At 64.4% G+C, this 21,049-nt stretch carries 22 protein-coding genes; 9 read left to right on the plus strand and 13 right to left on the minus strand.

Features of this window, described 5'->3' with window-relative positions; genetic code table 11:
- Positions 1–49: 49 nt before the first annotated feature.
- From AB0L63_RS25915 to iolC, 4 genes are all read right to left on the minus strand, one after another.
- Complete coding sequence (locus AB0L63_RS25915; protein WP_364505615.1) at positions 50–988, minus strand: sugar phosphate isomerase/epimerase; 939 nt, start codon at positions 986–988, stop codon at positions 50–52.
- A 92-nt stretch (positions 989–1,080) separates the two neighbouring features.
- Complete coding sequence (gene iolB, locus AB0L63_RS25920) at positions 1,081–1,962, minus strand: 5-deoxy-glucuronate isomerase (RefSeq protein WP_364505553.1); 882 nt, start codon at positions 1,960–1,962, stop codon at positions 1,081–1,083.
- Between the two features lie 5 nt (positions 1,963–1,967).
- Positions 1,968–2,918, minus strand: coding sequence for an aldolase (locus tag AB0L63_RS25925; protein WP_364505555.1), 951 nt, complete (start codon positions 2,916–2,918; stop codon positions 1,968–1,970).
- Positions 2,915–3,880, minus strand: a complete 966-nt coding sequence (gene iolC / locus AB0L63_RS25930) for a 5-dehydro-2-deoxygluconokinase (RefSeq protein WP_364505557.1) — start codon at positions 3,878–3,880, stop codon at positions 2,915–2,917. Before iolC ends, AB0L63_RS25925 begins: the two co-directional genes overlap by 4 nt.
- A 190-nt stretch (positions 3,881–4,070) precedes the next feature.
- Between iolC and AB0L63_RS25935 the strand changes: the two genes are divergently transcribed.
- Positions 4,071–4,808, plus strand: coding sequence for a GntR family transcriptional regulator (locus tag AB0L63_RS25935; protein WP_364505559.1), 738 nt, complete (start codon positions 4,071–4,073; stop codon positions 4,806–4,808).
- Positions 4,809–5,060: 252 nt separating this feature from the next.
- The gene (locus AB0L63_RS25940) at positions 5,061–5,894 is read left to right on the plus strand and encodes a 2OG-Fe(II) oxygenase (RefSeq protein ID WP_364505562.1); all 834 of its coding nucleotides are present in this window, start codon (positions 5,061–5,063) and stop codon (positions 5,892–5,894) included.
- Positions 5,895–6,134: 240 nt separating this feature from the next.
- Here the strand turns inward: AB0L63_RS25940 and AB0L63_RS25945 are convergent, their stop codons facing one another.
- Positions 6,135–6,584 carry a DUF4189 domain-containing protein gene (locus AB0L63_RS25945; RefSeq protein WP_364505564.1) on the minus strand — a complete coding sequence of 150 codons (450 nt, stop codon included), beginning with the start codon at positions 6,582–6,584 and terminating at the stop codon, positions 6,135–6,137.
- 347 nt (positions 6,585–6,931) lie between these two features.
- On the opposite strand from AB0L63_RS25945, the gene AB0L63_RS25950 reads away from it, so the two are divergent.
- Both AB0L63_RS25950 and bfr read left to right on the plus strand, forming a co-directional pair.
- Positions 6,932–7,129, plus strand: a complete 198-nt coding sequence (locus tag AB0L63_RS25950) for a (2Fe-2S)-binding protein (RefSeq protein WP_364505566.1) — start codon at positions 6,932–6,934, stop codon at positions 7,127–7,129.
- A 61-nt stretch (positions 7,130–7,190) separates the two neighbouring features.
- On the plus strand, positions 7,191–7,673 hold the full coding sequence (bfr, locus tag AB0L63_RS25955) for a bacterioferritin (RefSeq protein ID WP_364505568.1): 483 nt from the start codon (positions 7,191–7,193) through the stop codon (positions 7,671–7,673).
- 76 nt (positions 7,674–7,749) lie between these two features.
- Here the strand turns inward: bfr and AB0L63_RS25960 are convergent, their stop codons facing one another.
- On the minus strand, positions 7,750–8,238 hold the full coding sequence (locus tag AB0L63_RS25960) for a hypothetical protein (RefSeq protein ID WP_364505571.1): 489 nt from the start codon (positions 8,236–8,238) through the stop codon (positions 7,750–7,752).
- 382 nt (positions 8,239–8,620) lie between these two features.
- On the opposite strand from AB0L63_RS25960, the gene AB0L63_RS25965 reads away from it, so the two are divergent.
- Positions 8,621–9,064 carry an NUDIX domain-containing protein gene (locus AB0L63_RS25965; protein ID WP_364505573.1) on the plus strand — a complete coding sequence of 148 codons (444 nt, stop codon included), beginning with the start codon at positions 8,621–8,623 and terminating at the stop codon, positions 9,062–9,064.
- Positions 9,065–9,685: 621 nt separating this feature from the next.
- Here AB0L63_RS25965 and AB0L63_RS25970 read toward each other — a convergent pair.
- Entirely contained in the window at positions 9,686–10,597 is a 912-nt protein-coding gene (locus tag AB0L63_RS25970) for a cutinase family protein (RefSeq protein WP_364505575.1), read from the minus strand.
- A gap of 394 nt (positions 10,598–10,991) precedes the next feature.
- On the opposite strand from AB0L63_RS25970, the gene AB0L63_RS25975 reads away from it, so the two are divergent.
- Together AB0L63_RS25975 and AB0L63_RS25980 are read left to right on the plus strand one after the other, a co-directional pair.
- Positions 10,992–11,792, plus strand: coding sequence for a crotonase/enoyl-CoA hydratase family protein (locus AB0L63_RS25975; RefSeq protein ID WP_364505577.1), 801 nt, complete (start codon positions 10,992–10,994; stop codon positions 11,790–11,792).
- A 642-nt stretch (positions 11,793–12,434) separates the two neighbouring features.
- A complete protein-coding gene (locus tag AB0L63_RS25980) occupies positions 12,435–12,902 on the plus strand; it encodes a hypothetical protein (RefSeq protein ID WP_364505579.1) in 468 nt (155 codons plus the stop codon).
- 355 nt (positions 12,903–13,257) lie between these two features.
- Here AB0L63_RS25980 and AB0L63_RS25985 read toward each other — a convergent pair whose 3' ends face one another.
- The 6 genes from AB0L63_RS25985 to AB0L63_RS26010 form a co-directional block, all read right to left on the minus strand.
- Positions 13,258–15,051 (minus strand): long-chain fatty acid--CoA ligase, encoded by a 1,794-nt coding sequence (locus AB0L63_RS25985; RefSeq protein WP_364505581.1) that lies wholly within the window; start codon positions 15,049–15,051, stop codon positions 13,258–13,260.
- Between the two features lie 171 nt (positions 15,052–15,222).
- A complete protein-coding gene (locus AB0L63_RS25990; RefSeq protein ID WP_364505583.1) occupies positions 15,223–15,696 on the minus strand; it encodes a GNAT family N-acetyltransferase in 474 nt (157 codons plus the stop codon).
- A gap of 246 nt (positions 15,697–15,942) precedes the next feature.
- Entirely contained in the window at positions 15,943–17,154 is a 1,212-nt protein-coding gene (locus tag AB0L63_RS25995; RefSeq protein WP_364505585.1) for an FAD-dependent monooxygenase, read from the minus strand.
- Between the two features lie 301 nt (positions 17,155–17,455).
- Entirely contained in the window at positions 17,456–18,247 is a 792-nt protein-coding gene (locus tag AB0L63_RS26000) for an SDR family oxidoreductase (protein ID WP_364505587.1), read from the minus strand.
- 91 nt (positions 18,248–18,338) lie between these two features.
- On the minus strand, positions 18,339–19,802 hold the full coding sequence (locus tag AB0L63_RS26005) for a catalase (protein WP_364505589.1): 1,464 nt from the start codon (positions 19,800–19,802) through the stop codon (positions 18,339–18,341).
- Positions 19,803–20,030: 228 nt separating this feature from the next.
- Positions 20,031–20,186: a hypothetical protein gene (locus AB0L63_RS26010; protein ID WP_364505591.1), complete on the minus strand. Its 156-nt coding sequence runs from the start codon at positions 20,184–20,186 to the stop codon at positions 20,031–20,033.
- 117 nt (positions 20,187–20,303) lie between these two features.
- Between AB0L63_RS26010 and AB0L63_RS26015 the strand changes: the two genes are divergently transcribed.
- Both AB0L63_RS26015 and AB0L63_RS26020 read left to right on the plus strand, forming a co-directional pair.
- The gene (locus AB0L63_RS26015) at positions 20,304–20,753 is read left to right on the plus strand and encodes a hypothetical protein (RefSeq protein ID WP_364505593.1); all 450 of its coding nucleotides are present in this window, start codon (positions 20,304–20,306) and stop codon (positions 20,751–20,753) included.
- The gene (locus AB0L63_RS26020) at positions 20,741–21,010 is read left to right on the plus strand and encodes a hypothetical protein (RefSeq protein ID WP_364505595.1); all 270 of its coding nucleotides are present in this window, start codon (positions 20,741–20,743) and stop codon (positions 21,008–21,010) included. The genes AB0L63_RS26015 and AB0L63_RS26020 overlap by 13 nt, the downstream gene beginning before the upstream one ends.
- Positions 21,011–21,049: the final 39 nt, after the last annotated feature.

A 21,049-nucleotide genomic window follows, 5' to 3' on the forward strand; every position in this document is an offset into this window, starting at 1 on the left:
ACGGCCTGCTTCAGCTGGGGGTACTCGGTTGGGCGAATTCCTTTGCGCTTCAGTGGAATCGGATGGACTGGATGCCGCAGCCACCCAGGTAGCTCCGGGTGCGCTTGGCGATCGGGAACGGAACACCGGGCGCGCATGGGTACAGGTCCTGTTCGACGATCGCGAAGATGTCCACATTCAGATCTTGGATCCGCGCCAGCAGCGGCGGCATTTCCGGAATGCCGTGCGGCGGTTCGATCATCGCGCCGAGCTTGACGGCCTCGCCGAACGGCAGGTCCTCGGCCTCCACCTTCGCGATCACCGCCGGGTCCACCTGCTTGAGGTGCAGGTATCCGATACGATCCGGATGTGCCTGGATGATGGCGAGATTGTCACCGCCGCAATAGGCGATATGGCCGGTATCCAGGCAGAGGTTGACGTAGTCAGGGTCGGTGTCGGACAGGAACCGAAAGACTTCGTCCTGGGTGCCGACGTGGCTGTCCGCATGCGGGTGGTACTGCAGCCGCACACCGTATTCCTCGAATATGGCCTTGCCGAGCCGATCGACTTCGCTGGTCTTCTGCCGCCACGCGTCGCTGCTCAACGCGCGGTCCTCCAGCACCGCGCCGGTCGACGGATCGCGCCACATCTCCGGGATCACCACCACGTGGCGGCCCCCGACGGCGGCGGTCAGCGCCGCGACATCGGCGACCTGGTCCCAGACGGCGTTCCAGGAGTCGGGCCGATGCAGGTGTTCGAAAACCGTGCCCGCCGATAACGACAGCCCGCGGGCCCCCAGTGCGTCGCGCAACTCGTCGGGGTCGGTCGGCAGAAATCCATAGGGCCCCAGTTCGATCCACTGGTATCCGGCGGCGGCTACCTCATCGAGGAACTGGGTGGCACTGACCTGATCGGGGTCGTTCGGGAACCATACGCCCCAGGAGTCGGGTGCGGACCCGACCCGGATGACCGATGCATGCGCACCCGTTGCCTCGCCATCGCCCCTCATCGAATCGCTGCGCGATGCTGTGCTCATTCCAGATCCCTTTCGGTGTGGGTCGGTCGGGTGAACGGACGCCGGAGCTGTGTGGTCGATCGGACTCACCGTCGAGTCTCCTTCGCGCTCAGGGGAAGTCGCGGATCGATCGCCATATCCGCCCAGGTGCCGCGCACCCACGTCTGCGCCGGGTCGTCGCTGATCCGCCAGGCCCGCTCCGGTCCGGGGCCGGCCATGATGTTCAGGTAGTACATGTGATAGCCGGGGGCGGCGATGGATGGTCCGTGGTAACCGTGCGGCACCAGCACCACATCGCCGTCGCGGACCTCCTCGAGCACATCGATCGGCCGCTCGGGGGTCCCGTACACGCGGTGGTAGCCGAAGCCGGGCGAATCGTTGGCGCCACGGGTGAATTCGAAGTAGTAGATCTCCTCGAGCGGAGTCTCGGTATCGGAGAGCTCATCGTGTTTGTGCGCTGGATACGACGACCAGTTGCCGCTGGGCGTGATCACCTCGCACGCGATGATCGAATCGGCTTCGAATGTGTCCGCGGTCGCGAAATTGTGCACTTGGCGGCTGCAGTTGCCCGCACCGCGCAATTCGACGTCCACATCGGCGACGGGCACATAGCGGAACGGCAGATGCCGCTGCGCGCGGGCGCCACCGAGTGCGAATCGTCCACCGCCGGTACTGGTTACGGTGTAGGAGCTGTCCCGCCCGATATAGGCGAAATCGGTCGGACCGTCGAAAACACTTTCGCGCCCGGCCAATTCGCACGACTTCCCAGCACTGGCCACGGTGCACGAACCGGATAGCGGCACCACCACGATCTCGTCGGATCGACTGTGGGTGCGATGCGACTGACCCGGCTCGAGCTCGATGACGTGCAGGCTGGCGTGATCCCAGCCGGCCGCCTCCTGGGTGAGCGCCACCGTGTACGGCGCACGATAGGTGCGGGCGGCGGGCACGTAATGCTTGGTATGCATCGCGATCACCGCACCAGCGATACGGCCGTATCGACCGCGCCCGTGACATCGTCATCGGACGGATACAGCAGCGCGCGACCCACGATCAAGCCCCGAACACCGGGCAGCGCAAGGGCTTTCGCCCAGCGCGCGTAGGTTTCGTCCGGGCCGGTCTGTGGATCGCCGCCGAGCAACAGGATGGGCAGGGTGGTGGCGTCCATGACACGCTCCATTTCCGCGACGACAGGCAGCTTCAACCAGGTATAGGCCGAGGTGGAGCCCAATCCTTGAGCCAGATGCACGCTCTTGATGACCGCATCCGGTGACAGATCGTTGACCACCTTGGTTCCCGGCCCGTCGGGCCGGTGCGATATGAACGGTTCGAGCATCGCGGCCAAACCGAGCGCGGCGAGTTCATCGATGGCGGTGGCGCTCGCGGTCATCATCGACAGGGTGCCCGGATCGCTGAGATCGAACCGGTTGAGCATCTTGGCGCCGTTGAGTCCGGCCGCGGCGGTCGCCTGCGCGGTATATCCGGTCATCCGGTCGTCGAGCTCGAAATCCGCGCCCGCGATACCACCGCGGTTCATGGAGCTGAAGACGACCTTGTCTTCGAGTGCGCCGAGCAGCAGTAGATCCTCGATGATGTCCGCGGTGCCGAGTACCCCGTCCACACCGGGGCGGGCCAATGCCGTGACCAGCCGGTCCAGCAGTTCCTTGCGGCTGTTCATGGCGTAGGGGTTGCCGGAGGCCGACAGCGCGCCGCGCGCCGGATGGTCGGCGGCGATGATCATCAACCGGCCGTCACCGCGCACCAGCCCGCGACGGGCCCGCGTGGCGAAGGCCCTGGCGATCGCGCCGGGATCGGCCGCACGCAATTCGGTCAGCTCGGCATAGGACCGAACTACCGCGGTCGGGGGTGCCAGCGTGGCTTCGGGTCCGCCCGTCAACGAATCGCCGCGCGCGGCTACCTTCATTTCTGGGCCTTTCCGGTCAGTGCCAGCGCGACGAGATCGTCGATTTCGCTGCTGGTCGGCATGGCAGTGGAGCATTCGAGTCGTCCGGCCACAATGGCCCCGGCGGCGTTGGCGCGGCGCAGGATGGTCTCCAGATCCCAGCCGGCCAGCAGGCCGTGACACAGGCTGCCGCCGAAGGCGTCACCCGCGCCGAGGCCATTGACCACCTCGACGGTGGCCGGTGGCACCACCACCGATTCGTGGCGGGTCTTGCCGAGCACACCATCCGGGCCCTGTTTGATGATGGCCAGTTCGACACCCAGATCCAGCAGCGCATCGGCGGCGCGCTGCGGATCGGTCTCGCCGACGGCGACGCGACACTCCTCGCGATTGCCGACCGCCACCGTCACCTGGGGCAGAGCGGCGCGCACCTGTGCGCGGGCCTGGTCCTCGTTGGCCCAGAACATCGGCCGGTAGTCCAGATCCAGTACGGTCAGCGGTCGCCGTTCCCGGATCGACCAGGCATCTAAATGTGCTGTGCGAGAAGGCTCTTGGGACAAACCGGTGACAGTCGACCAGTAGACGCCCGCACCGCGGATGATGTCGGGATCCACCTGGTCGCCGGTGATCTGCAGGTCCGGTGCACTGGGTTCACGGTAGAAGTACAGCGGAAAATCGTCCGGCGGGAAGATCTCGCAGAAGGTCACCGGTGTCGGCAGCCGATCGCTGGTCTGCACGAAGGCATCCGATACGCCGAGCCGGACCAGTTCGCGCCGCACGTACCGGCCGAACGGATCAGCGCCGACGCCGGACCACAGCGCCGTGCGCCGACCCAGCCGCGCCGCCGCAACGGCGACATTGGCGGCGCTGCCACCGAGGAACTTGCCGAAGGTATCGACATCTTCCAGCCCAACTCCGGATTGGAGCGGATAGATGTCGACGCCGACCCGACCGGTCGACACGACCTCGAATTGAGCGTTCACAGGCTGACTCCAGATTGGACCTAGGGGCGGGCATTGCCGCATACCCAGACTGTGCGCCCGTCACACCCTCTTGTCAAGACTTTGTCAGGACATACTGACCTACTGACATATGTAAGCGGGACCGCACACAGTGATTTACAGTGGAGGAAACGGCGCTCACTTGCGCCCGCTCGCCCCCAGGAGCCCCACGATGCCAGCGCCATTGGATGTCGCGATCGACCGCACCAGCCCGGTTCCGCTGTATTTCCAACTGGCGCAAGGCATCGAGAAGGCGATCCTGGAAGGTCGCCTTGCCCAGGGGGATCGCCTCGAGAACGAGCTCGACCTGGCCAAACGGCTCAATCTGTCGCGGCCGACCGCGCGGCAGGCGATCCAGGCGCTGGTCGATAAGGGGCTGCTATCGCGCAGGCGCGGGGTGGGCACCCAAGTGGTACAGAATCAGGTGCATCGCCCCGTCGAATTGACCAGTCTGTACGACGATCTGCTCACCGCGGGCCAGGAACCGACCACCGAATTGCTCGACTATCAGCTCGGCGCTCCGGATCCCGATATCGCCAAGGAACTCGGTGTGTCCGAGGACGCCCGCTTCGTGACCTTCCGCAGGCTGCGCCGGGCCGGAAGTGAGCCGCTGGCCGTCATGACCAATTACGTGCCCGCCGAATTCGCGCCCGCACCCGACCAGCTCGAACTGCACGGATTCTATGAATGCCTGCGGGCCAAGGGAATTCACATCGCCCTCGCGCGGCAGCGGATCGGTGCGCGCAGTGCCACCCGGGCCGAGGCGCAGCTGCTCGACGAGCGCACGAACGCGCCGCTGCTGACCATGCAGCGGGTCGCCTTCGATGATTCCGGGCGTCCGATCGAAATGGGCAGGCATGTGTACCGCGCCTCGCGGCATTTCTTCGATACCACGGTGCTGAGTCGCTGATCTGCCGAAACAGCGGATCTGTCCAGCCAGTGTTGGCAGGCTGATTTGTCCGAACATATGGACATTATCTGTCAGGCCATTTGCTTCGGCCGCACCGCTGTGAGAGCTGTATGACAATGGAGACGCGAGGACTGACGCGGACCGGCGCGCCAGTGCGGGCCGCATGGGGCAGGCCCCGACACGACCTTCGGAAACATAATTCCCAGCGGTGGAAAGTCGACCTGCTGGTATCGACGCATAAACTCTGCGAATATGACGACGGCAATGGATGCTTCGTGGCGGAACTGGCTACAGGAGAATCTCGCACGGGGTTGTTCTGTCGAATCGGTAGTCGAATCGATGATCCGGGGTGGTTTCGACAAGGATGCGGCCTCGGCGGCGGTGCGCGCTTTTCTGGCGGGTGAGATTCCGGACTTTTCGCGCTACGAGTACGATACGTGTCCCGTTTCGCCCGATCGAATTATTCACGCTCACGACCGCGCGATCTACTCGGTGTTGCGGGTGGAACAGCCGCAGCTGATTCTGTTCGGCAATGTGCTCTCCGCCGAGGAATGTGATCAGGTGATCGAGCTGGCCGAAGGTAAATTGCAGCGGTCCACGATCGTCGACCCCGATACCGGGCGTCCGGAGATAATCAGGAATCGCTCCAGCGAAAGCACGTATTTTCAATTGTCCGAGACCCCATTGATCGATCGACTCGATCGGCGGATCTCCGCCCTGATGAACTGGCCATTGGAAAACGGTGAGGGGCTGCAAATTCTTCGGTACGGGGTCGGAGGCGAGTACCGTCCTCATTTCGATTATTTTCCGCCGGACCAACCCGGCAATGCCGCTCATATCGCTCGCGGCGGCCAGCGGACGGCGACTCTCGTGGTCTACCTCAATGACGTCGAAGGCGGCGGTGACACCCTCTTTCCTGAGGCAGGTATTTCGATTTTCCCGCGCAAAGGCCATGCAGTCTATTTCCGATACTTCAATAACCTCGGACAGCTCGACCCGGCGACAAAGCACGCCGGAGCGCCGGTCCTCGCCGGCGAAAAATGGATCATGACCAAGTGGATGCGCCGCTACCGCTACGCTGGTTGAGGTGCGGCTCGCGGGGAACGGCATCGTGCGCAAGGATTTCCCCGTATCCGCCGCTCGAGTTGGTCGATGGCGGTTTCGCCGAGCCAACGTCCGGCGTGCGCACGATGTCTGGCGTGTTGTGCTGGCCCTCCCACCATGACGGTCCGAACCGCGCCGGTTGTGGGAGTGGCGAATGCTTTGGGCCGCTGTCGGTCTCGCCGCCAGCGGCGCCGAAGCTTTTCTCGGACCGCGGCTGGCGAATTACGCGTTGCTGGTGCAGACCACTTCGCTGATTCCGGTCTGCGACATGTCCGCGGAACCGACATTGGCCAGCATCGCCGACGGGTAGTACTCGGCGAGGCTGGCGTAGGCGCCGCGCAGCGCGGTCGCCCGGTCGCGGCCCGCGCCGGTGCCCACCGCGGTGGTGGTGCCTACCGCATCGTCGCTGTAGACGAGCGCGCCGCAGCCGTCCGACCAGGTCACCATGACGACGCAGTCGGAGGCACCGTCCCCACCGCAGTTGGCCAAGGCCTCGTCTATCGCCTCATCAGGGCTTGCCGCATCGACGCCGGTGCCGTAGGTCCAGTTCTCGGCACTGAACGCGATCGCACCGTGGAGACCGGCCGCATTCGCCGGACCGGCACCGATCGCCGCCCCGGCCGCAAGACCCACCGCCGCGACCGCGACGACGGCCTTACTCATGAACTTCATCAAACTTTCCTCTGTGAACACGTGGAGATACAAACCCGACGAATCATCGCCGATCACTGTCTGATTCGCTCGATCAACCTGGAGGATCACATTCCCCGCCGCTAGCTATCGTCATGAACCGCCGACCGTCCCATTGCCCGTCACCCTTGGTGTTGCTACTGCCTCAGTCGGGTAGGCGGTGGCGGTTGCTGGTCGAACCGTCGGCGAGCAGCGGATTCGTGCCGGTTGTCGAATAGTGCCGAGCGGCTATTGACACGGATCGACACCTGGGCCTATACATTAGGGGAGGCTTACCTCTTTAGATGAGGCTAACCTGGTGAACTGTCCCGCTCACGCAATGAGGCATCGTGTACGTCTGTATCTGCAACGCCGTCTCCGAATCGGACGTGCACAGTTGTGTCGCCGCAGGCGCCAGCTCGACCGCGCAGGTCAAAAAGGCGTGCGGTTGGAAGCCTGGCTGCGGCAGCTGCACCCGGCGCCTTTCCGAGCTCGTCGGGCAAGCCTGCTCGGCCATCGTCCAGGATGTCGAGGTGCCCGCGGCATAGCCCGACACGATAGGACGTCCTTACCGATTTGCTGGTTGTGAGCTGTGACACGATCACAGCCATGGATGGCGATAAGGAAATCACCTCGCTGCTCAACGAGCAGTTGACAGCCGAACTCACGGCTATCAATCAGTACTTCTTGCACGCCAAGATGCAGGAGAACTGGGGTTTCACCAAGCTGGCCAAGCACACCCGCTACGAGTCCTTCGATGAGATGAAGCATGCGGAGGTGCTCACCGATCGCATCCTCTTCCTGGAGGGGCTGCCCAACTATCAGAAGCTCAATCCACTGCGCATCGGCCAGACCGTCCCCGAACAGTTGCGGGGCGACCTGCAGATCGAGATGGAGGCGGTGGACCGGTTGCGCGGCGGCATCGAGCTGATGCGCTCGCGCGGTGATGTCACCTCCGCGCGCATCTTCGAGGCCATTCTCGAGGACGAGGAAAAGCACGTCGACTACCTGGAGACCGAACTCGAACTGCTCGAGAAGCTCGGCGAGCAACTGTACCTGCAGCGTTATACCGATACCCCGGAAGGCGACTGACACCGTCACTGGTTCCGGTTCGTCGATGGTGGCGCCCGGAACCGGTGACTGTCCGGATTGTCGGCGGTGCGCGCGCTCAGCGGATCGGCTGCGTGACGGCGTCGTGTTCGTCGTTGACCAGATGGAATGCGATCGCGAGATCATCGATTACCGCTTGCCAGGCGGCCTGACTGCCCTCGCCGCGAGGATCGCGGGCCAGCGCGAGCAAGGTGGTGGCGGCGTCGACGGCCTGAACCGCGGCGGCCAGAAGCGCGGGCACGGGAGTCGGGGCATTGCGGGCGGCCAGGGTGGCGATGTGGTGACGCAGCCATCGTGCGTCGAACTGGGCCTGTGCCGACACGTCGCCTACGGCGTCTTGCTCCGCTGTCGCGGCCATCGACCAGTGGCCCATGCCCAGTGGGGCCTGGACCACCAAGTCCCGCAGCTCACTGCTGATCAAACCGTGTAGCCGACCCGCTAGCTCGGCGCGTTCGACGGGCGGCTCGGCCGACCGGTCGGAACCGGTGTTCTGCGCGTCGGCCTGTAATACCGCCAGCACTGCTCGCAATTGCGCAGCTGTTGCCACCTACGCCCCTCTCCGTCGTTCATTCCGAGCTACCGTTGCGCGACAACACTTCGTGGAACCGAAACGATCGATCCGAAACCCTCCCGGCACCCTCCGCTGCACGGCCGTTCGGGTCGAACGTCCGCCACCCGACGTCAGTGCAGACACGACGATACAGAAGCAGACAATATCGAGCTACCGACAAGCCGCGGCCAGGAATCGCCGCAGACCCCGCGGCGGGCATGTCCCCGAGGTGGAGCGATCGGCAACCGGGCGAAATCGATTGCGCAAAAACATCACTGGTGTCTTCTGTCGTGCGGCCGGCCTGTCACGTTAATATCGGGTCGATTGCTTTCACACCAATGCGGCGCGTCCGCCCGACCGAAGGTTGGTGAGTCCGCCGATGTCGGTATCGATGTTCGATGAGGCGCTTCCGCGTGGCGAGCGCGATGGTGTCGGTCTCCGAGTCGGTGCGATCATCGACCGAGGCGGGGAAGTATTGCTCTTGGAAGCCCACAGCACCGGGCCGCTCCCGCTGACCCGCAAGCTTCCGGGCGCCACGGTGGAGCCGGGCGAATCGGTCTCCGTCGCGCTGATTCGCGGCGTCCGCGAAGAGACCGGGCTGACCGTCACCAGAATCGGCCACCACATCGGCGACTTCGACTACCTGTCGCCGGCCGGAAAGCCGGTGCGGCGCTTACATTTCGCCGTGGAAGTAGAAGCCACCAGCCCCGTCGTCCTGTCCGCCCACGCAAATTACCTGTGGGCACCGCTGGACGGAGAACTGCTCGTGACGCCATCCATCCGCGGCATTCTCGACGCCTACCGGGACCTCCGTACCCACTGAGCGACCCCGCCCACGGCACAGCCTGTATATTTCGTGCGCCCTTGTCGTGGCCGGCACCGCCCACCCTGGGGTAGATGCTCCATTGCGGCCAGGGCTGAGTCCCGCAAGTAAACCCGATGGCGCGGGTCGGCGACGTCCCTTCGGTCTTCCCGACGATGGGACATTGCGAATATCGCTGGCACGCAGGCGACTCGAATCGAAGAGCGGATGGTCGGTGAATGCGTATGCGCCCCTGGTGATTCCTACCACCTGGATGTACTGACGATGATCGGGCTCGGACGCCGCGAGCCGAACCCGGAATCGCCGATCGGCGTGCGAGATTCGCGCGACTTGATCGAGCACTCGGTCGACATGATCGGGACTTCCGAGCCGACAATCGTTGCCACACAAGTCAGTTGGGTGCGCAGTTCTCGGGCAAGCGGGGAAACCGGTATGTACCGGGCATCGTCTGTGCCGGGACCGACCGCTGCACAGATGTCGACCACACGTCGGCGACTGGACTGTGATCCCGGCGTCGCCGCAGCGAGGATTCGGTCGCGCTGCCGCGACGGGTGACCGTTCAGCGTCTGTTGCCGACGTGCTCGGCAACCCGCCGCAGCGGCGATCGAGGGACTCGAGCGGTTAGTTGTGCGCGACGTCGATCAGTCGTTGGTGCAGCCAGGTCAGGGGGGTGGCGCCGCCGGGGCCGATCGCGTAGTGCGGGTAGCTCTGGTGGATCCCGGACTTCAGGAAATCGTCGATCTGCTGTTTGCGTTGTTCGTAGGCCGAGCTATTGAGCTGGTCGTTGAGCAGGCCGAGACCGCCCGCGGCGAGGGCGTCGGCGATGAGGTTGCCCGCCTGCTGCTGATACATACCGAACTGGCCGGGGTCGGGGTTGGAGATCTGGGCGAAGAAACCGGCGATGCGAGCGGCGAAGTCACCGTCGGGGGTTGCGCAGTACAGATCTCCTACCGCACAGAAGGTGTAGGTCTTCGGGGTGAGCCAGCCGAAACCGCCCAGGCGTGGACCACCGGCACCGGCGCCCGCGACGGGCGGGCCGATCAGGTTGTCGGTGGGGGAGCGGCGGGGGTCGGAGATCAGCCCGACCAATGCCACTCGGTCCGGCGATACGACACCGACCCCGGTGCCGATCTCGGCGGCGAGATCACCTGCGGCGTCCGCGCCCTGGCTGTAGCCCACCAGCGCGAAGCGGGTTGCGCCACAGCGCTGGGCCATCGCGCTGACCATGCCACGGGCATTGTCGAGGGCTTCTCGTTTGGAGCGGCCGTACACGTCGCCTTCCCAAGGGAACGCGGTCGCCGCATAGGCGACGTAGTCGGTCTGGACGTCGCCCGGTAAGCCGTTGGCGACGGCGGCGAGCATCCCCTCGCCCGGCTCGGACTTCGATGTTTCCCAGGTGCCGGGAACCGCCACGACATACATGTCGGGGCACTGCTGCGGGGCTGCTTGGGCGGTCGACGCCGCGCCGACCGGAAGGGCAGCGCTCACCAGCGCGGCCGCGCAGGCGGCGGTGTTCTTCCATCGAGAAAACATCGTCTACTCCCAGGTTGTCACGGCTGAGCGCGTTGTCCGATCGGCGAAGGTTACTTCGGCAGTGTAGACGGCATGTCAGGATAGCGCTGGGGTAGCTATTGAATGAGTCCAGAATCCGTTGTGCAGACGTGGAAGTCGCTGAGCAGTTGCTCTTCATACAGCAGTGACGTCCGCTTATGTTGGCGGACAACAGCGCAAGGGCGTCGAACCGGCGTAGCAGCTCTGCTCCTGTGGCCGCTCCCGGCACCGGCGGGCCAGTCCCGGATAGCCCCCGGGCTATCTGGTCGCCGAGCATCCCGAGATCGCGGAACCGGACCTCGATCCCTTCATCGCCTCGGGTACCGGCACAATTCCGGTGGATGTCCGGATCGTTATCGCACCCGAGGAGTAGATCGTGAGTGAGCCCGTCCTCATCGAGCGCACCGGCGACGTCGTCGTCTGGACCCTCAACAACCCCGATGCCCGCAACCCGATATCCGACGCCGAGACGGTGGACGCGCTCGAGCGAGCGGTGTCGGTTGTCAACGCCGATCCCTCGGTGCGGGTCGCGATCCTGACCGGTGCCGGTACCGCCTTCTCCTCGGGCGGCAATATCAAGCACATGCGCGACCGGACCGGCATGTTCGGCGGCGCACCCGCCGAGTTGCGGCAGGGTTACCGGCACGGAATCCAGCGCATTCCGAAAGCCCTCTATCACTGTGAAATTCCGACCATCGCCGCGGTCAACGGTCCGGCCATCGGCGCGGGCTGCGATCTGGCCCTCATGTGCGATATGCGTATCGCTGCCGACACTGCGACATTCGCCGAAAGCTTCGCCAAGGTCGGCATCATCCCCGGTGACGGCGGCGCCTGGCTGCTGCCGCGCGCCGTCGGCATGGCTCGCGCCAGCCAGATGGCGTTCACCGGTGAGCCGATCGACGCGGCCACGGCGCTGGCCTGGGGGCTGGTCTCGGCGGTCGTCGAACCCGACGCACTGCTCGACGCGGCCAACGCGCTGGCCGCCCGGGTCGCCGCCAATCCGCCACACGCGCTGCGCATGACCAAAAAGCTGCTTCGGGAGGGCCAATGGCAGAGCCTGGAAAGTCTGCTCGAACTATCCGCCGCCCTGCAGGCCATCGCCCACCAGACCGACGACCACCACGAAGCGGTCTCCGCCATGCTCGAACGTCGGGCACCGAAGTTCACGGGCAGGTAGCAGCGGGGTTATGTGGTGAGCTACCGATGCGACCTCGGACTCCTCGACAGCGGAAAGCTTTTCGTGGTCAGCCTTCGGATTTCATCGGGTGAACGCAAGGTAGCCGTCGTTTCTGAGCGCAACAGCCGGGTGAGCGCGCGCCCACCCGGCCGTTCTCGCCTGGCTCAACAGCGCTTGTGCGCAGTGATCGCGGATCAGCTGCCAGGCGACTGCACTTAATTCCGCGGGAACCACAGAGCCTTCACCGATTTCGGCCCGAACCTCATGATCAGCGCTTCGTTTCGATCGAGACAGGGTAGAGGCGGGTGAGGCAGAATAGGCAGCGAACACCCGGAGAGCGCGTCGGCTAGATCCGCTTGACCGACTCTCTTTGATGAGGCCATGTTGTCAGCGCCGATCGGGAGCACAAGGGGCCTGATCCTGCCACGTGGACCGAACCTGACCGGCGCTCTAGGCAGCCGAAACCGCGCCGCCGTTCGCGAGCGACCGCAGGGTCAAGAATGACCACGAATATCGAAGAACACAGCGCGCCCCCCAGTGAGAAGGCTGTACGCGGGTATCCCGTCACCACCTGTCAGTGCGGTGACGATGCCGGGCAACTCCACGTTCGAAGGACATCCCCGCCGAAGCAAAGGAGCAAGCATGTCTACCATCCACTTCAAGGAGACGATGAACTCGACGCCCGAGCAGTTTGTCGCGGCGCTGACCGACTTCGGGCCTGGCCGCTCACAGCTGTTCGGCAACAGCACCGACGAATATCTCGAGGTGCACTCCCGTGGCAGCGGTGCGGCCGATGTCACGGAGGGCTCGCGCGGCATCTGGGAGCGCCTGCACTACGACTGGTCAGACCCCAACCGCGTGGTCATGGCGACCACCGACTCCAACGTATGGGGCGGCCATTCAGGCCACACGTACACCTTCACGCCCCACTCCGACGGGACGACCGATGTGGATGTTGTCATCGTGCGCGAGGGCAAGAACCTGAAGGGCCGGGTGCTCGGCGTGGTGGTCGGGACAGTCGGCAGGCGCGTCTTGAGACACGCGTTCGAAAAGACCGTCGAGGCCGTCGAAGCTCGCAACCGCGGGGTGGGAACAGCGGAACGCTCATGACCGGACCTCGAGCCGCACGTCGCAGACCGTTGTTCCAGCGCCGAAGATCAGAGCACCTGCACCATGGTCTTGCCAATGCGCTGGTGGTCGAAGCACCTGGTGTCAGGACTCTGCGCTTTGCGTTGCACCCCAACCCATTCCGGCCTGTCGGCCGGTCGTGGATCGAAGAATGCCGGACCAGCGCGAAGGGCGTGACCGACTCCAACAACCATCGCAGCGCGTGGTACCCGTCGGACAGGTCATATACCAATACGCAGGGCAGGTTTCAGGTGGTTGCCTGGGAGGCGACGACGCGATTTCTCCCGTAACCGTCGAACGCTACAAGTACCCGGTACGAACCCAGGCCGATGCACACTCATGCGCTGTACAGGGCTGCGACTTCTGGGGCGAAGTCGCGGAGCACGATATTGCGCTTGAGTTTCAGCGATGGCGTGACATATCCGTTCGCCTCGGTGAGATCGGTGTGCAGTATTTGGAATTTGCGGACGGCCTCGGCGTGGGAGACGGCCCGGTTGCCGTCGTCGATGGCGGCCTGGATTGTGGCGAGCAGGTCCGGGTCGGCGGTGAGATCGGCGACGGTGGCTTCGACGGGTTTGCCGTGCAATCGCTTCCAGGTGGGAAAGTGGTCCACGTCCACGGTCACCAGGGCGCTGACGAACGGTTTGCCGTCGCCGACGACGATCACCTCACTGATGATGGCGTGGGCGCGGATGCGGTCTTCGAGCACCGCGGGGGCGACGTTCTTGCCTGCGGCGGTGACTATGATTTCCTTCTTGCGTCCGATGATGGTGAGGAAGCCGTCGTCGTCGAGGGCGCCGAGGTCGCCGGTGGCGAACCAGCCGTCCCGGAACGCGTCGGCGGTGGCGCCAGGGTTGTTCCAATACCCGGTGAACACGTTCGGTCCCCGCAGCAGGATCTCGCCGTCCTCGTCGATGCGGATCGAGGACCCCGGCAGCGGTTGGCCGACTGTGCCGATCTTCGGCCGGTCATCCGGATTGAACGTGGCAGCCCCGCAGGTCTCGGTCAGGCCATAACCCTCCAGCACGGTGAACCCGACGCCACGGTAGAAGTGGCCGAGCCGTGCACCGAGCGGGGCGCCGCCGGACAAGGCGTGCGTGGCGCGGCCCCCGAGCGCGGCGCGCAGACGGCGGTAGACCACACGATCGAACAGCGCGTGCCGGATCCGCAACGGCAGCGAGAGCCGGCCGTTGTCCAGCGCGCGGCTGTAAGAGATGGCCGTCGTGGCCGCCAGATCGAAGATTCGGCCGCGCCCGGCGAGTTGGGCTTGCGCGCGGGCGGTGTTGTAGACCTTCTCGAAGACGCGGGGGACGCCGAGGATCAGCGTCGGACGGAACGCACCGAGTTCGGCGGTAATGTTCGTGACGTCGCTGACATGGGCGATGCAGACCGGAGCGAACGCCGCCGCGACCTCGGCGATCCGGCCGAGCACGTGCGCCAGCGGCAGGAACAGCAACACCGACGACTCACCGGTGCGAAACAGCGTCGGTACCCGGGCAATGATATTGCCCAATTCGGCCAGGAAGTTGCCATGGGTCAGCTGACAGCCTTTCGGCCGTCCGGTGGTGCCGGACGTGTACACGATCGTCGCCAGCGCATCGGCTGCCACAGCAGCCCGACGATCGGCCACGGCGGTGTCGTCGATCCCTGCACCGTCACGCATCAAGGTGGCGATGGCGTCCGCGTCGATCTGCCAGACGTGCATCAGCTTCGGCAGCTGGTCGCGCAGGCCGGTGACCACAGCCGTGTGGTGGTCGGTCTCGGTGAATATCGCGACTGCCCCGGAATCCGAGACGACCCACTGCACTTGTTCGGCGGAGGAGGTTTCGTATACCGGTACTGTGACCGCGCCAGCACACCAGATCGCGAAGTCCAGCAGCGTCCACTCATAGCGGGTGTGGGATAGGACGGCCACCCGGTCGCCGGTCTGAATCCCGTTGGCAATCAGGCCCTTCGCCGTCGCCCACACCTCGGTGCGGAACTGGACGGCGGTCAGATCCCGCCAACGGCCGTCTACCTTGCGGCTGACCACCGCGACGTCCGGATACCGCTCGGCGTTGCGTTCGACCAAGTCGATGAGATTCCCGTCGGGCGGGACGCGATACAGAGCCGGCGCGCTGAATTCCTGCATGGTCACTCCTCGTCAGCGACGCCGCCGGCGGGCGTGTGCGCTCGACCTGGGAAAGCGGCGCATATTTCAGTGTGACCTGCATTACATGTGCGGGCGATGGCCCTTGACAATCCTCGACGAGGACCTAAGTCCTCTCTTGCTCCGGGGTGGCTGGGGGCGCGGAGCCGATCGTCACAGGTGAACGCTCACCCGGGCGATGCCGTCTTGGCGATGAGCTGTGACCGGGAAGTCGGCATCGATGATCAACCGCATCATCTTCGAATTCGTCGGCATAACATCGGCCACGAACCGATCGATGCCGCGCTCACGCGCCAGCGCCGCCAACCGGTGCAACAAGGCGGTGCCGATACCCCGCTCCTGTTCCTCTAGCATCACGACGAGAGCGACTTCCGCAGTTCGAGTGCCCTCCAGCGCAACGAAATTTGCGACGCCCACGAGTCGATCATCGACAAACGCACCCACCGCACCGTGTGCGGGATCATCCTGGGAGATGGCGGTGGCGACCTTGTGCAGATCCCTCGGCGCAGGTGCGAAGAATCGGTAGATGCTGTCCTGCTCATCCATTCCGGCATGCAGGTCCCGAATCGCGTCGGCATCGCCGGGACCGAGGCGGCGGATGGTGATGGTAGGGGCTCCGCTCGGCATCGTCGGCTTCCTCTCGAGGGGCACTCCTGAATCAGGGTCGCTGTCGTACGGAGATCAGCACAGAGCCGAAAGACCCGGGTATAAGGCCCTTTGGTCGAACCTCAGGTCGACGCTCGTAGGGTGCAATGGCCCTTTCCGTTGGTTTCGCGTAGTAAAGGCTGGCGTCGGCGGCATCGAGTTCTGATGCACCGCAATTCGGCGAATCGCCGTCGGCGCTGCCACCATTCGGCTCACGCGTACTCACCCTCAGGTTCTGTCGGATGCGGTGTAGTCCTTCACAGCGATCGAATCGTGCAGGCGCACGCCCTTGGCATTGAGTCTGGCGGCTGCGCGACTGACGGGTGCGGGCAATACGTTGATCAGGCGTACGGCGTTGACCATTGCCCATAGTTCCAAGCGGCTGGCGGGGACGAGCATCTTTGCGGAGGCAACGGCGAAGCTGCGGCTGCGGCGAACGTATTCGCCGATCTCGGTCTCGTATGCGGCGAAAGCGGCAGCGTAGTCGCCGACGTGCGCGGCGAGTTCGCCCGCCAAAATGTAGGCGCCCACCACGGCCATGCTGCTGCTGCCGCCGACAGCCGGGCCCGGGCAGTATGCGGCGTCACCGACCAGAGTGACGCGCCCGCGTGACCACGTGTCCAATCGCAGTTGTGTGATGGAGTCGAAGTAGAACGACGGGGTGCGGTCCAGTTCGGCCAGTAGCTGGGGCACCTCCCAGCTCATATCGCCGAAGTGGTTGCGCAGCAACCGTTTCTGCTGTTCGGTGTCGCGATAGTGGTAGTCGAGTGGCTTGGGCGGGCGGAGAAAGAACCCGGCACGCGCATCGTTCATGTGGGCGGCGCTGTAGATGCCCGCTATGCGGCCGACTTCGACGAACATCTCCATCACATTATCGAGTTCGAGGTAGTTGGGAACGGAGAATATCGCCAGGTAAGAGCCCAGCCACGTAGTCAAGTCGGACTCCGCGCCGAAAGTTAGTGTGCGAACGTTCGAGTGCAGCCCATCGGCCCCGACAATGATGTCGAAGCGCTGTGCCGGGCTGTGCTCGAAGGTGACCTCGCCGTCGTCGCCGATGGCGGAGATCGAGTCGGCGAAGATGTAGTCGACATCGGAAGATGTTGTGTTGTAGAGGATCTCGCTCAGGTCGTCGCGCATGATCTCGACGTGGTTGTCGGATACGGCGGTGAACATCTTGCGCAGATCGAGTGTTACCGGCTTGTGTTCGGGTCGATGAATCACGAGAGCGTCGGTGCCGGTGGCTTTCGCCCGGACCTCTTCGGCGACTCCTATCCGCTCCACGATCTGCATGGCGGGCCGGAACAGATCCACGGCGTGACCGCCGCCGGTCTTGCGCGGTGTCGGTGTGCGTTCGACGACGGTGACGTCGAAGCCACTGCGGACGAGCCAGTAGGCGAGCACGGGTCCGGCGATGCTGGCCCCGGAAATCAGTATGCGCATCGGTGCACCTCGGTGATCGAGAACATCGGTCTCGGTTACGGTCCACCGTCGATCCTGCTCCTCCTCAACCATCTCGTCGGGCGGATCGGCACCCGCGTCTCGTACTTGTAGAGATCGTCTCGGATGCGGCGCGAGGCGTAGGGGCAGCCGACGAATTGCCGAGGGCGATGCGGGCGTCTTGGTCGGTAGCGAGCCAGTCGTCGAGGAACAGCAGCATCTCGGCAAGTTCGGTGCCGTCAAAGTTGCTGTCCGGCATCGGATACCGGGGTGTCGAGCGGGCGGAGGTGGTCAGGATTGTTTGTTATCGCCAGTGGAGGTCACCGATCGCTGTGGCTTCCGATCCTCCGTCGGCGAAGACGATCTGGCCGGTCACGAACCGGTTGTCGGCGCTTGCCAGCCAGCAGATGAGTTCAGCGACCCATTCCGGTCGTCCGGGAAACCCGCCGAACGGCTGCGGCGCTGCGGTCTCGACGGTGTTACGAAGGTCGTCGTCGGCGAGAATGTAGGCCGCCGCGGGCGTGTCGACAACGCCTGATGCGACGACGTTGAGCGCGATTCCGCAGCCGGCCCATTCCGATGTCGAAGCAACCCTGCGCACCCAGCGGTTCAATGCTCGCTTGGCGACACCATAGCCGGCGGTCATGCCGCCGAGGGAGGGGTCGGCTTGCAGGTAGGCGACAGCGGAAGCCTCGTCGCCGTCCAAGCACGCCTGCATGAGGCGCTCATCGGCCGGTGCAAGCGAGGATGTCGAGGATACGGCCACGGCCCGGGGTGCAGGGCTTTGCGTCAGCAATGGTCGAAGCCCTTGCAGCGTCGCGACGGCTCCGAAGTAGTTCGTTTCCAGCATGCCGGTTTTGCCGCCACCGGCGACGGCGAGTACTGCATCGATCGGCCCGTAGGCGCCGACCTGGTCGATCAGCGATTGTCGACCGTCGATGGTAGACAGGTCGGCGTGAATGTCGGCGTCGTGGAGATCGCACCCGATGACCTTGGCGTCGCGTTCACGTAGCAGCTCCGCTGTCGCCGCGCCGATTCCGGACGCAGAGCCGGTGACGACATATGTTCGTCCAGCGAACCCATTGTTCGGCGCCATTGTGCTCCCTCCCGTAGCCAATTCGCCCCAACACGGCGGCCGTGCCGGCACCGACCGTTGCCGGAAACATCGGTTCCATACTCGCATGTCGCTATTGCACGGAGCCCTTGTGTGCGTTGACGCTCTGCTCGACCCGGTCACCCAGGTTGGTATCGACGTTGCGCAGGTATGCGAAGGCGCGGTTCAGCACCGGCTCGGTCACACCGGCCAGGAGGTGGCTCACGATGTTGTCGACGAGGCGATCGCGGGCGGTGTCGTCCATCACCGTCCGTACCAACGTGCGCGCCTGGACCCAGTCGTCGTCTTCGCGGTGTCGGACGTAGGCGGTGCGCATGATCTCGCCATCGGCGTACCAGCTGGCCGGCTGGTAGTGCTCGCTGTCGGCGCGCGGACCGCCCTTTGAGTTGGGTGCGTAGACCGGGTCGGTGCGGTTCTGGATCCGCATCACCCCGTCTTTGCTATAGGTGTGCACCGGCACGACCGGCGCGTTCACCGGGATTTGCTCGTAGTTCACGCCCAGCCGGGCTCGGTGCGCGTCAGCGTAGGAGAACAGGCGTGCCAGCAGCATGCGGTCCGGGCTCGGCCCGATACCGGGCACCAGATTGTTGGGCTGGAAGGCGAGTTGCTCGATCTGCGTGTGATTGTCGACCGGGTTGCGGTCCAGGGTCATCCGTCCGACCTCGACGAGCGGGTAGTCGCCGTGCGGCCACACCTTGGTCAGGTCGAACGGGTTGAACCGATAGCCGGCGGCGTCGTCGAACGGCATGATCTGCACAGACAGCGTCCAACTCGGGTGCTCGCCACGCTCGATCGCCTCGAACAGATCACGGGTGTGATAGTCGGTGTCGGTTCCGGCGAGGAGGTCGGCTTCGGTCTGGGGGAAGAACTGGATGCCCTGATCGGTCTTGAAGTGATACTTCACCCAGAACCGATCGCCCGTGGCGTTGATCCACATGTACGCGTGGGAGCTGTAGCCGTTCATGTGGCGCCACGTGCGCGGGATGCCGCGGTCGCCCATCAGCCAGATCACTTGGTGCGCGGTTTCCGGCAGCAGCGTCCAGAAGTCCCACTGCATATCGTTGTCGCGCAGGTTGTTGTCGGCGCGGCGCTTCTGGGAGCGGATGAACTGTTGGAAGTGCAGCGGGTCCTTGACGAAGAAGATCGGTGTGGCGTTGCCGACCATGTCGTAGTTGCCTTCGCTGGTGTAGAACTTCAGCGCGAACCCACGCAGGTCCCGCACTGTGTCGGGGTACCCACGCTCGCCGGCCACCTGCGAAAATCTGGCCACTAATCGGGTCGAGGTGCCCGGCTGGAACACCGCGGCCTTGGTATAGGCGCTGACGTCACGGGTGACCTCGAATCGGCCGAATGCGCCGCTGCCCTTGGCATGTGGCTGACGCTCGACGATTCGCTCCCGGTTGAATTGAGCCATTTGCTCGATCAGATAGGCGTCATGCAGCAGAATCGGGCCGCCAGGACCGATGGTCAGCGAATACTCATCACTTTCGACCGGAATGCCCGAATCTGTTGTCAATTTGGACTGTGAGGTGGTCATGTCCTGCCTCTCATTTGTGCAGAAACCTCCGAAAGTGCCCGATCGCGGCGGCACGCCCATAGCCCGCAGATCACCCCACCGTCGCGGCATCCATTCGGATAACGCACCGTCACGCCCCGGATCGCCGCGCACGGCCACGGCTGCAAGCGCCGAATTCGCCGCCGCATCCTCAACTACCCTGCGGGAAGAATCGTACTCTTTCTCGCCGTGTGACCAGGCACGATGGCGCTACGAATGGTCCTCGGCCGCATTGGGCTGCGTCTGCCGCGCCCGGCCGTGATAACGGTCGGCCAATGTCAGCACCAGCACCAGCACCAGCCCGGCCACCGACACGAGGTTGTCGGTATCGAACCTCGCCGAGTCCGTGGTGAACGTGTGGAACAATCGCACTTTCGTTATTTCGACATACCCCTGCACCGCATATCACGTCGGTGGATCGAGGCTTAGCAAACACACGGTCCAGCATGACCAGGTACCTCGAGGTCGAAAGGAAACCAAAGCATGGCCGCTGTCGCTGACCTTGCCCTGGGGCTGGCGCCCATTGCTGGTGGAATGGCTCTCGGCGCGGCGGCGGGATATCTGAAGGGTCCCGATGTTCGCAAGGCGATCAAGCAGGATATGGAACTGCTGGACCATATACCTCTGGAGGACGTGGCGCGGCGAGCCGAACTCCAACGGAGCATCAATAGCCGCATCGACGACCTGGTCGCCACCGTCCACCGATACCGGCCGCTGCGCATAGCGGCCGCCTCCTATCGCGGCGGCTGGCGCGACATCTTGCTGTTTATCAGCGCGATTCTGTTCACGGGAGTCTGGTGGAGCGTCGATCATCACAAGAGCAGCTGGCTACCGCTGTTCGTTGTTCTCATTGTGATTTCGGTATGGGCGGCCGCCTATGCGTTCAGCGGTCTCTTCAGAGTCTTACTGAGTTTTCGGCAATGGAAGGACTGATCCGCAGCACCGCGCCAGCCGAAGGTGTGCTTGCCGCCGCCACCGCCGTCGAACACAAAGGGGAGCGCCCGTTGTCGGTGGCGGCCGTGCTGTTGAGCGCGGCGCGGGAGAAGCTGATGGTGGTTTCTTTTATCAGGTCGTCTTTGTTGAAGCCGAGGATCCAGTTCACCAGATTCGACACCGCGGCCAGCAGCGGCTACGAGTCAGACGAACAACTCCTGGGGACGGTGATTTGCGCGCGTCGCGCGCCATGCTGAGCCAGCGTATCCGTCAGGCCGATGGCGAATTCCAACAAT

The organism is Nocardia sp. NPDC051990 (assembly GCF_040680755.1).
In the GTDB taxonomy this organism is placed as follows: Bacteria; Actinomycetota; Actinomycetes; order Mycobacteriales; family Mycobacteriaceae; genus Nocardia.

Excerpts from the sequence above, each read along its gene's own strand:
- AB0L63_RS25965 (WP_364505573.1), top strand. The coding sequence starts at position 8,621 with ATGTCGGTATCGATGTTCGATGAGGCGCTTCCGCGTGGCGAGCGCGAT.
- AB0L63_RS25945 (WP_364505564.1), bottom strand. The coding sequence starts at position 6,584 with ATGAAGTTCATGAGTAAGGCCGTCGTCGCGGTCGCGGCGGTGGGTCTT.
- AB0L63_RS26020 (WP_364505595.1), top strand. The coding sequence starts at position 20,741 with ATGGAAGGACTGATCCGCAGCACCGCGCCAGCCGAAGGTGTGCTTGCC.
- AB0L63_RS25970 (WP_364505575.1), bottom strand. The coding sequence starts at position 10,597 with ATGTTTTCTCGATGGAAGAACACCGCCGCCTGCGCGGCCGCGCTGGTG.
- AB0L63_RS26015 (WP_364505593.1), top strand. The coding sequence starts at position 20,304 with ATGGCCGCTGTCGCTGACCTTGCCCTGGGGCTGGCGCCCATTGCTGGT.
- bfr (WP_364505568.1), top strand. The coding sequence starts at position 7,191 with ATGGATGGCGATAAGGAAATCACCTCGCTGCTCAACGAGCAGTTGACA.
- AB0L63_RS25985 (WP_364505581.1), bottom strand. The coding sequence starts at position 15,051 with ATGCAGGAATTCAGCGCGCCGGCTCTGTATCGCGTCCCGCCCGACGGG.
- AB0L63_RS25990 (WP_364505583.1), bottom strand. The coding sequence starts at position 15,696 with ATGCCGAGCGGAGCCCCTACCATCACCATCCGCCGCCTCGGTCCCGGC.
- AB0L63_RS25995 (WP_364505585.1), bottom strand. The coding sequence starts at position 17,154 with ATGCGCATACTGATTTCCGGGGCCAGCATCGCCGGACCCGTGCTCGCC.
- AB0L63_RS26005 (WP_364505589.1), bottom strand. The coding sequence starts at position 19,802 with ATGACCACCTCACAGTCCAAATTGACAACAGATTCGGGCATTCCGGTC.
- AB0L63_RS25925 (WP_364505555.1), bottom strand. The coding sequence starts at position 2,918 with ATGAAGGTAGCCGCGCGCGGCGATTCGTTGACGGGCGGACCCGAAGCC.
- AB0L63_RS25915 (WP_364505615.1), bottom strand. The coding sequence starts at position 988 with ATGAGGGGCGATGGCGAGGCAACGGGTGCGCATGCATCGGTCATCCGG.
- AB0L63_RS25940 (WP_364505562.1), top strand. The coding sequence starts at position 5,061 with ATGACGACGGCAATGGATGCTTCGTGGCGGAACTGGCTACAGGAGAAT.
- iolB (WP_364505553.1), bottom strand. The coding sequence starts at position 1,962 with ATGCATACCAAGCATTACGTGCCCGCCGCCCGCACCTATCGTGCGCCG.
- AB0L63_RS26000 (WP_364505587.1), bottom strand. The coding sequence starts at position 18,247 with ATGGCGCCGAACAATGGGTTCGCTGGACGAACATATGTCGTCACCGGC.
- AB0L63_RS25980 (WP_364505579.1), top strand. The coding sequence starts at position 12,435 with ATGTCTACCATCCACTTCAAGGAGACGATGAACTCGACGCCCGAGCAG.
- AB0L63_RS25935 (WP_364505559.1), top strand. The coding sequence starts at position 4,071 with ATGCCAGCGCCATTGGATGTCGCGATCGACCGCACCAGCCCGGTTCCG.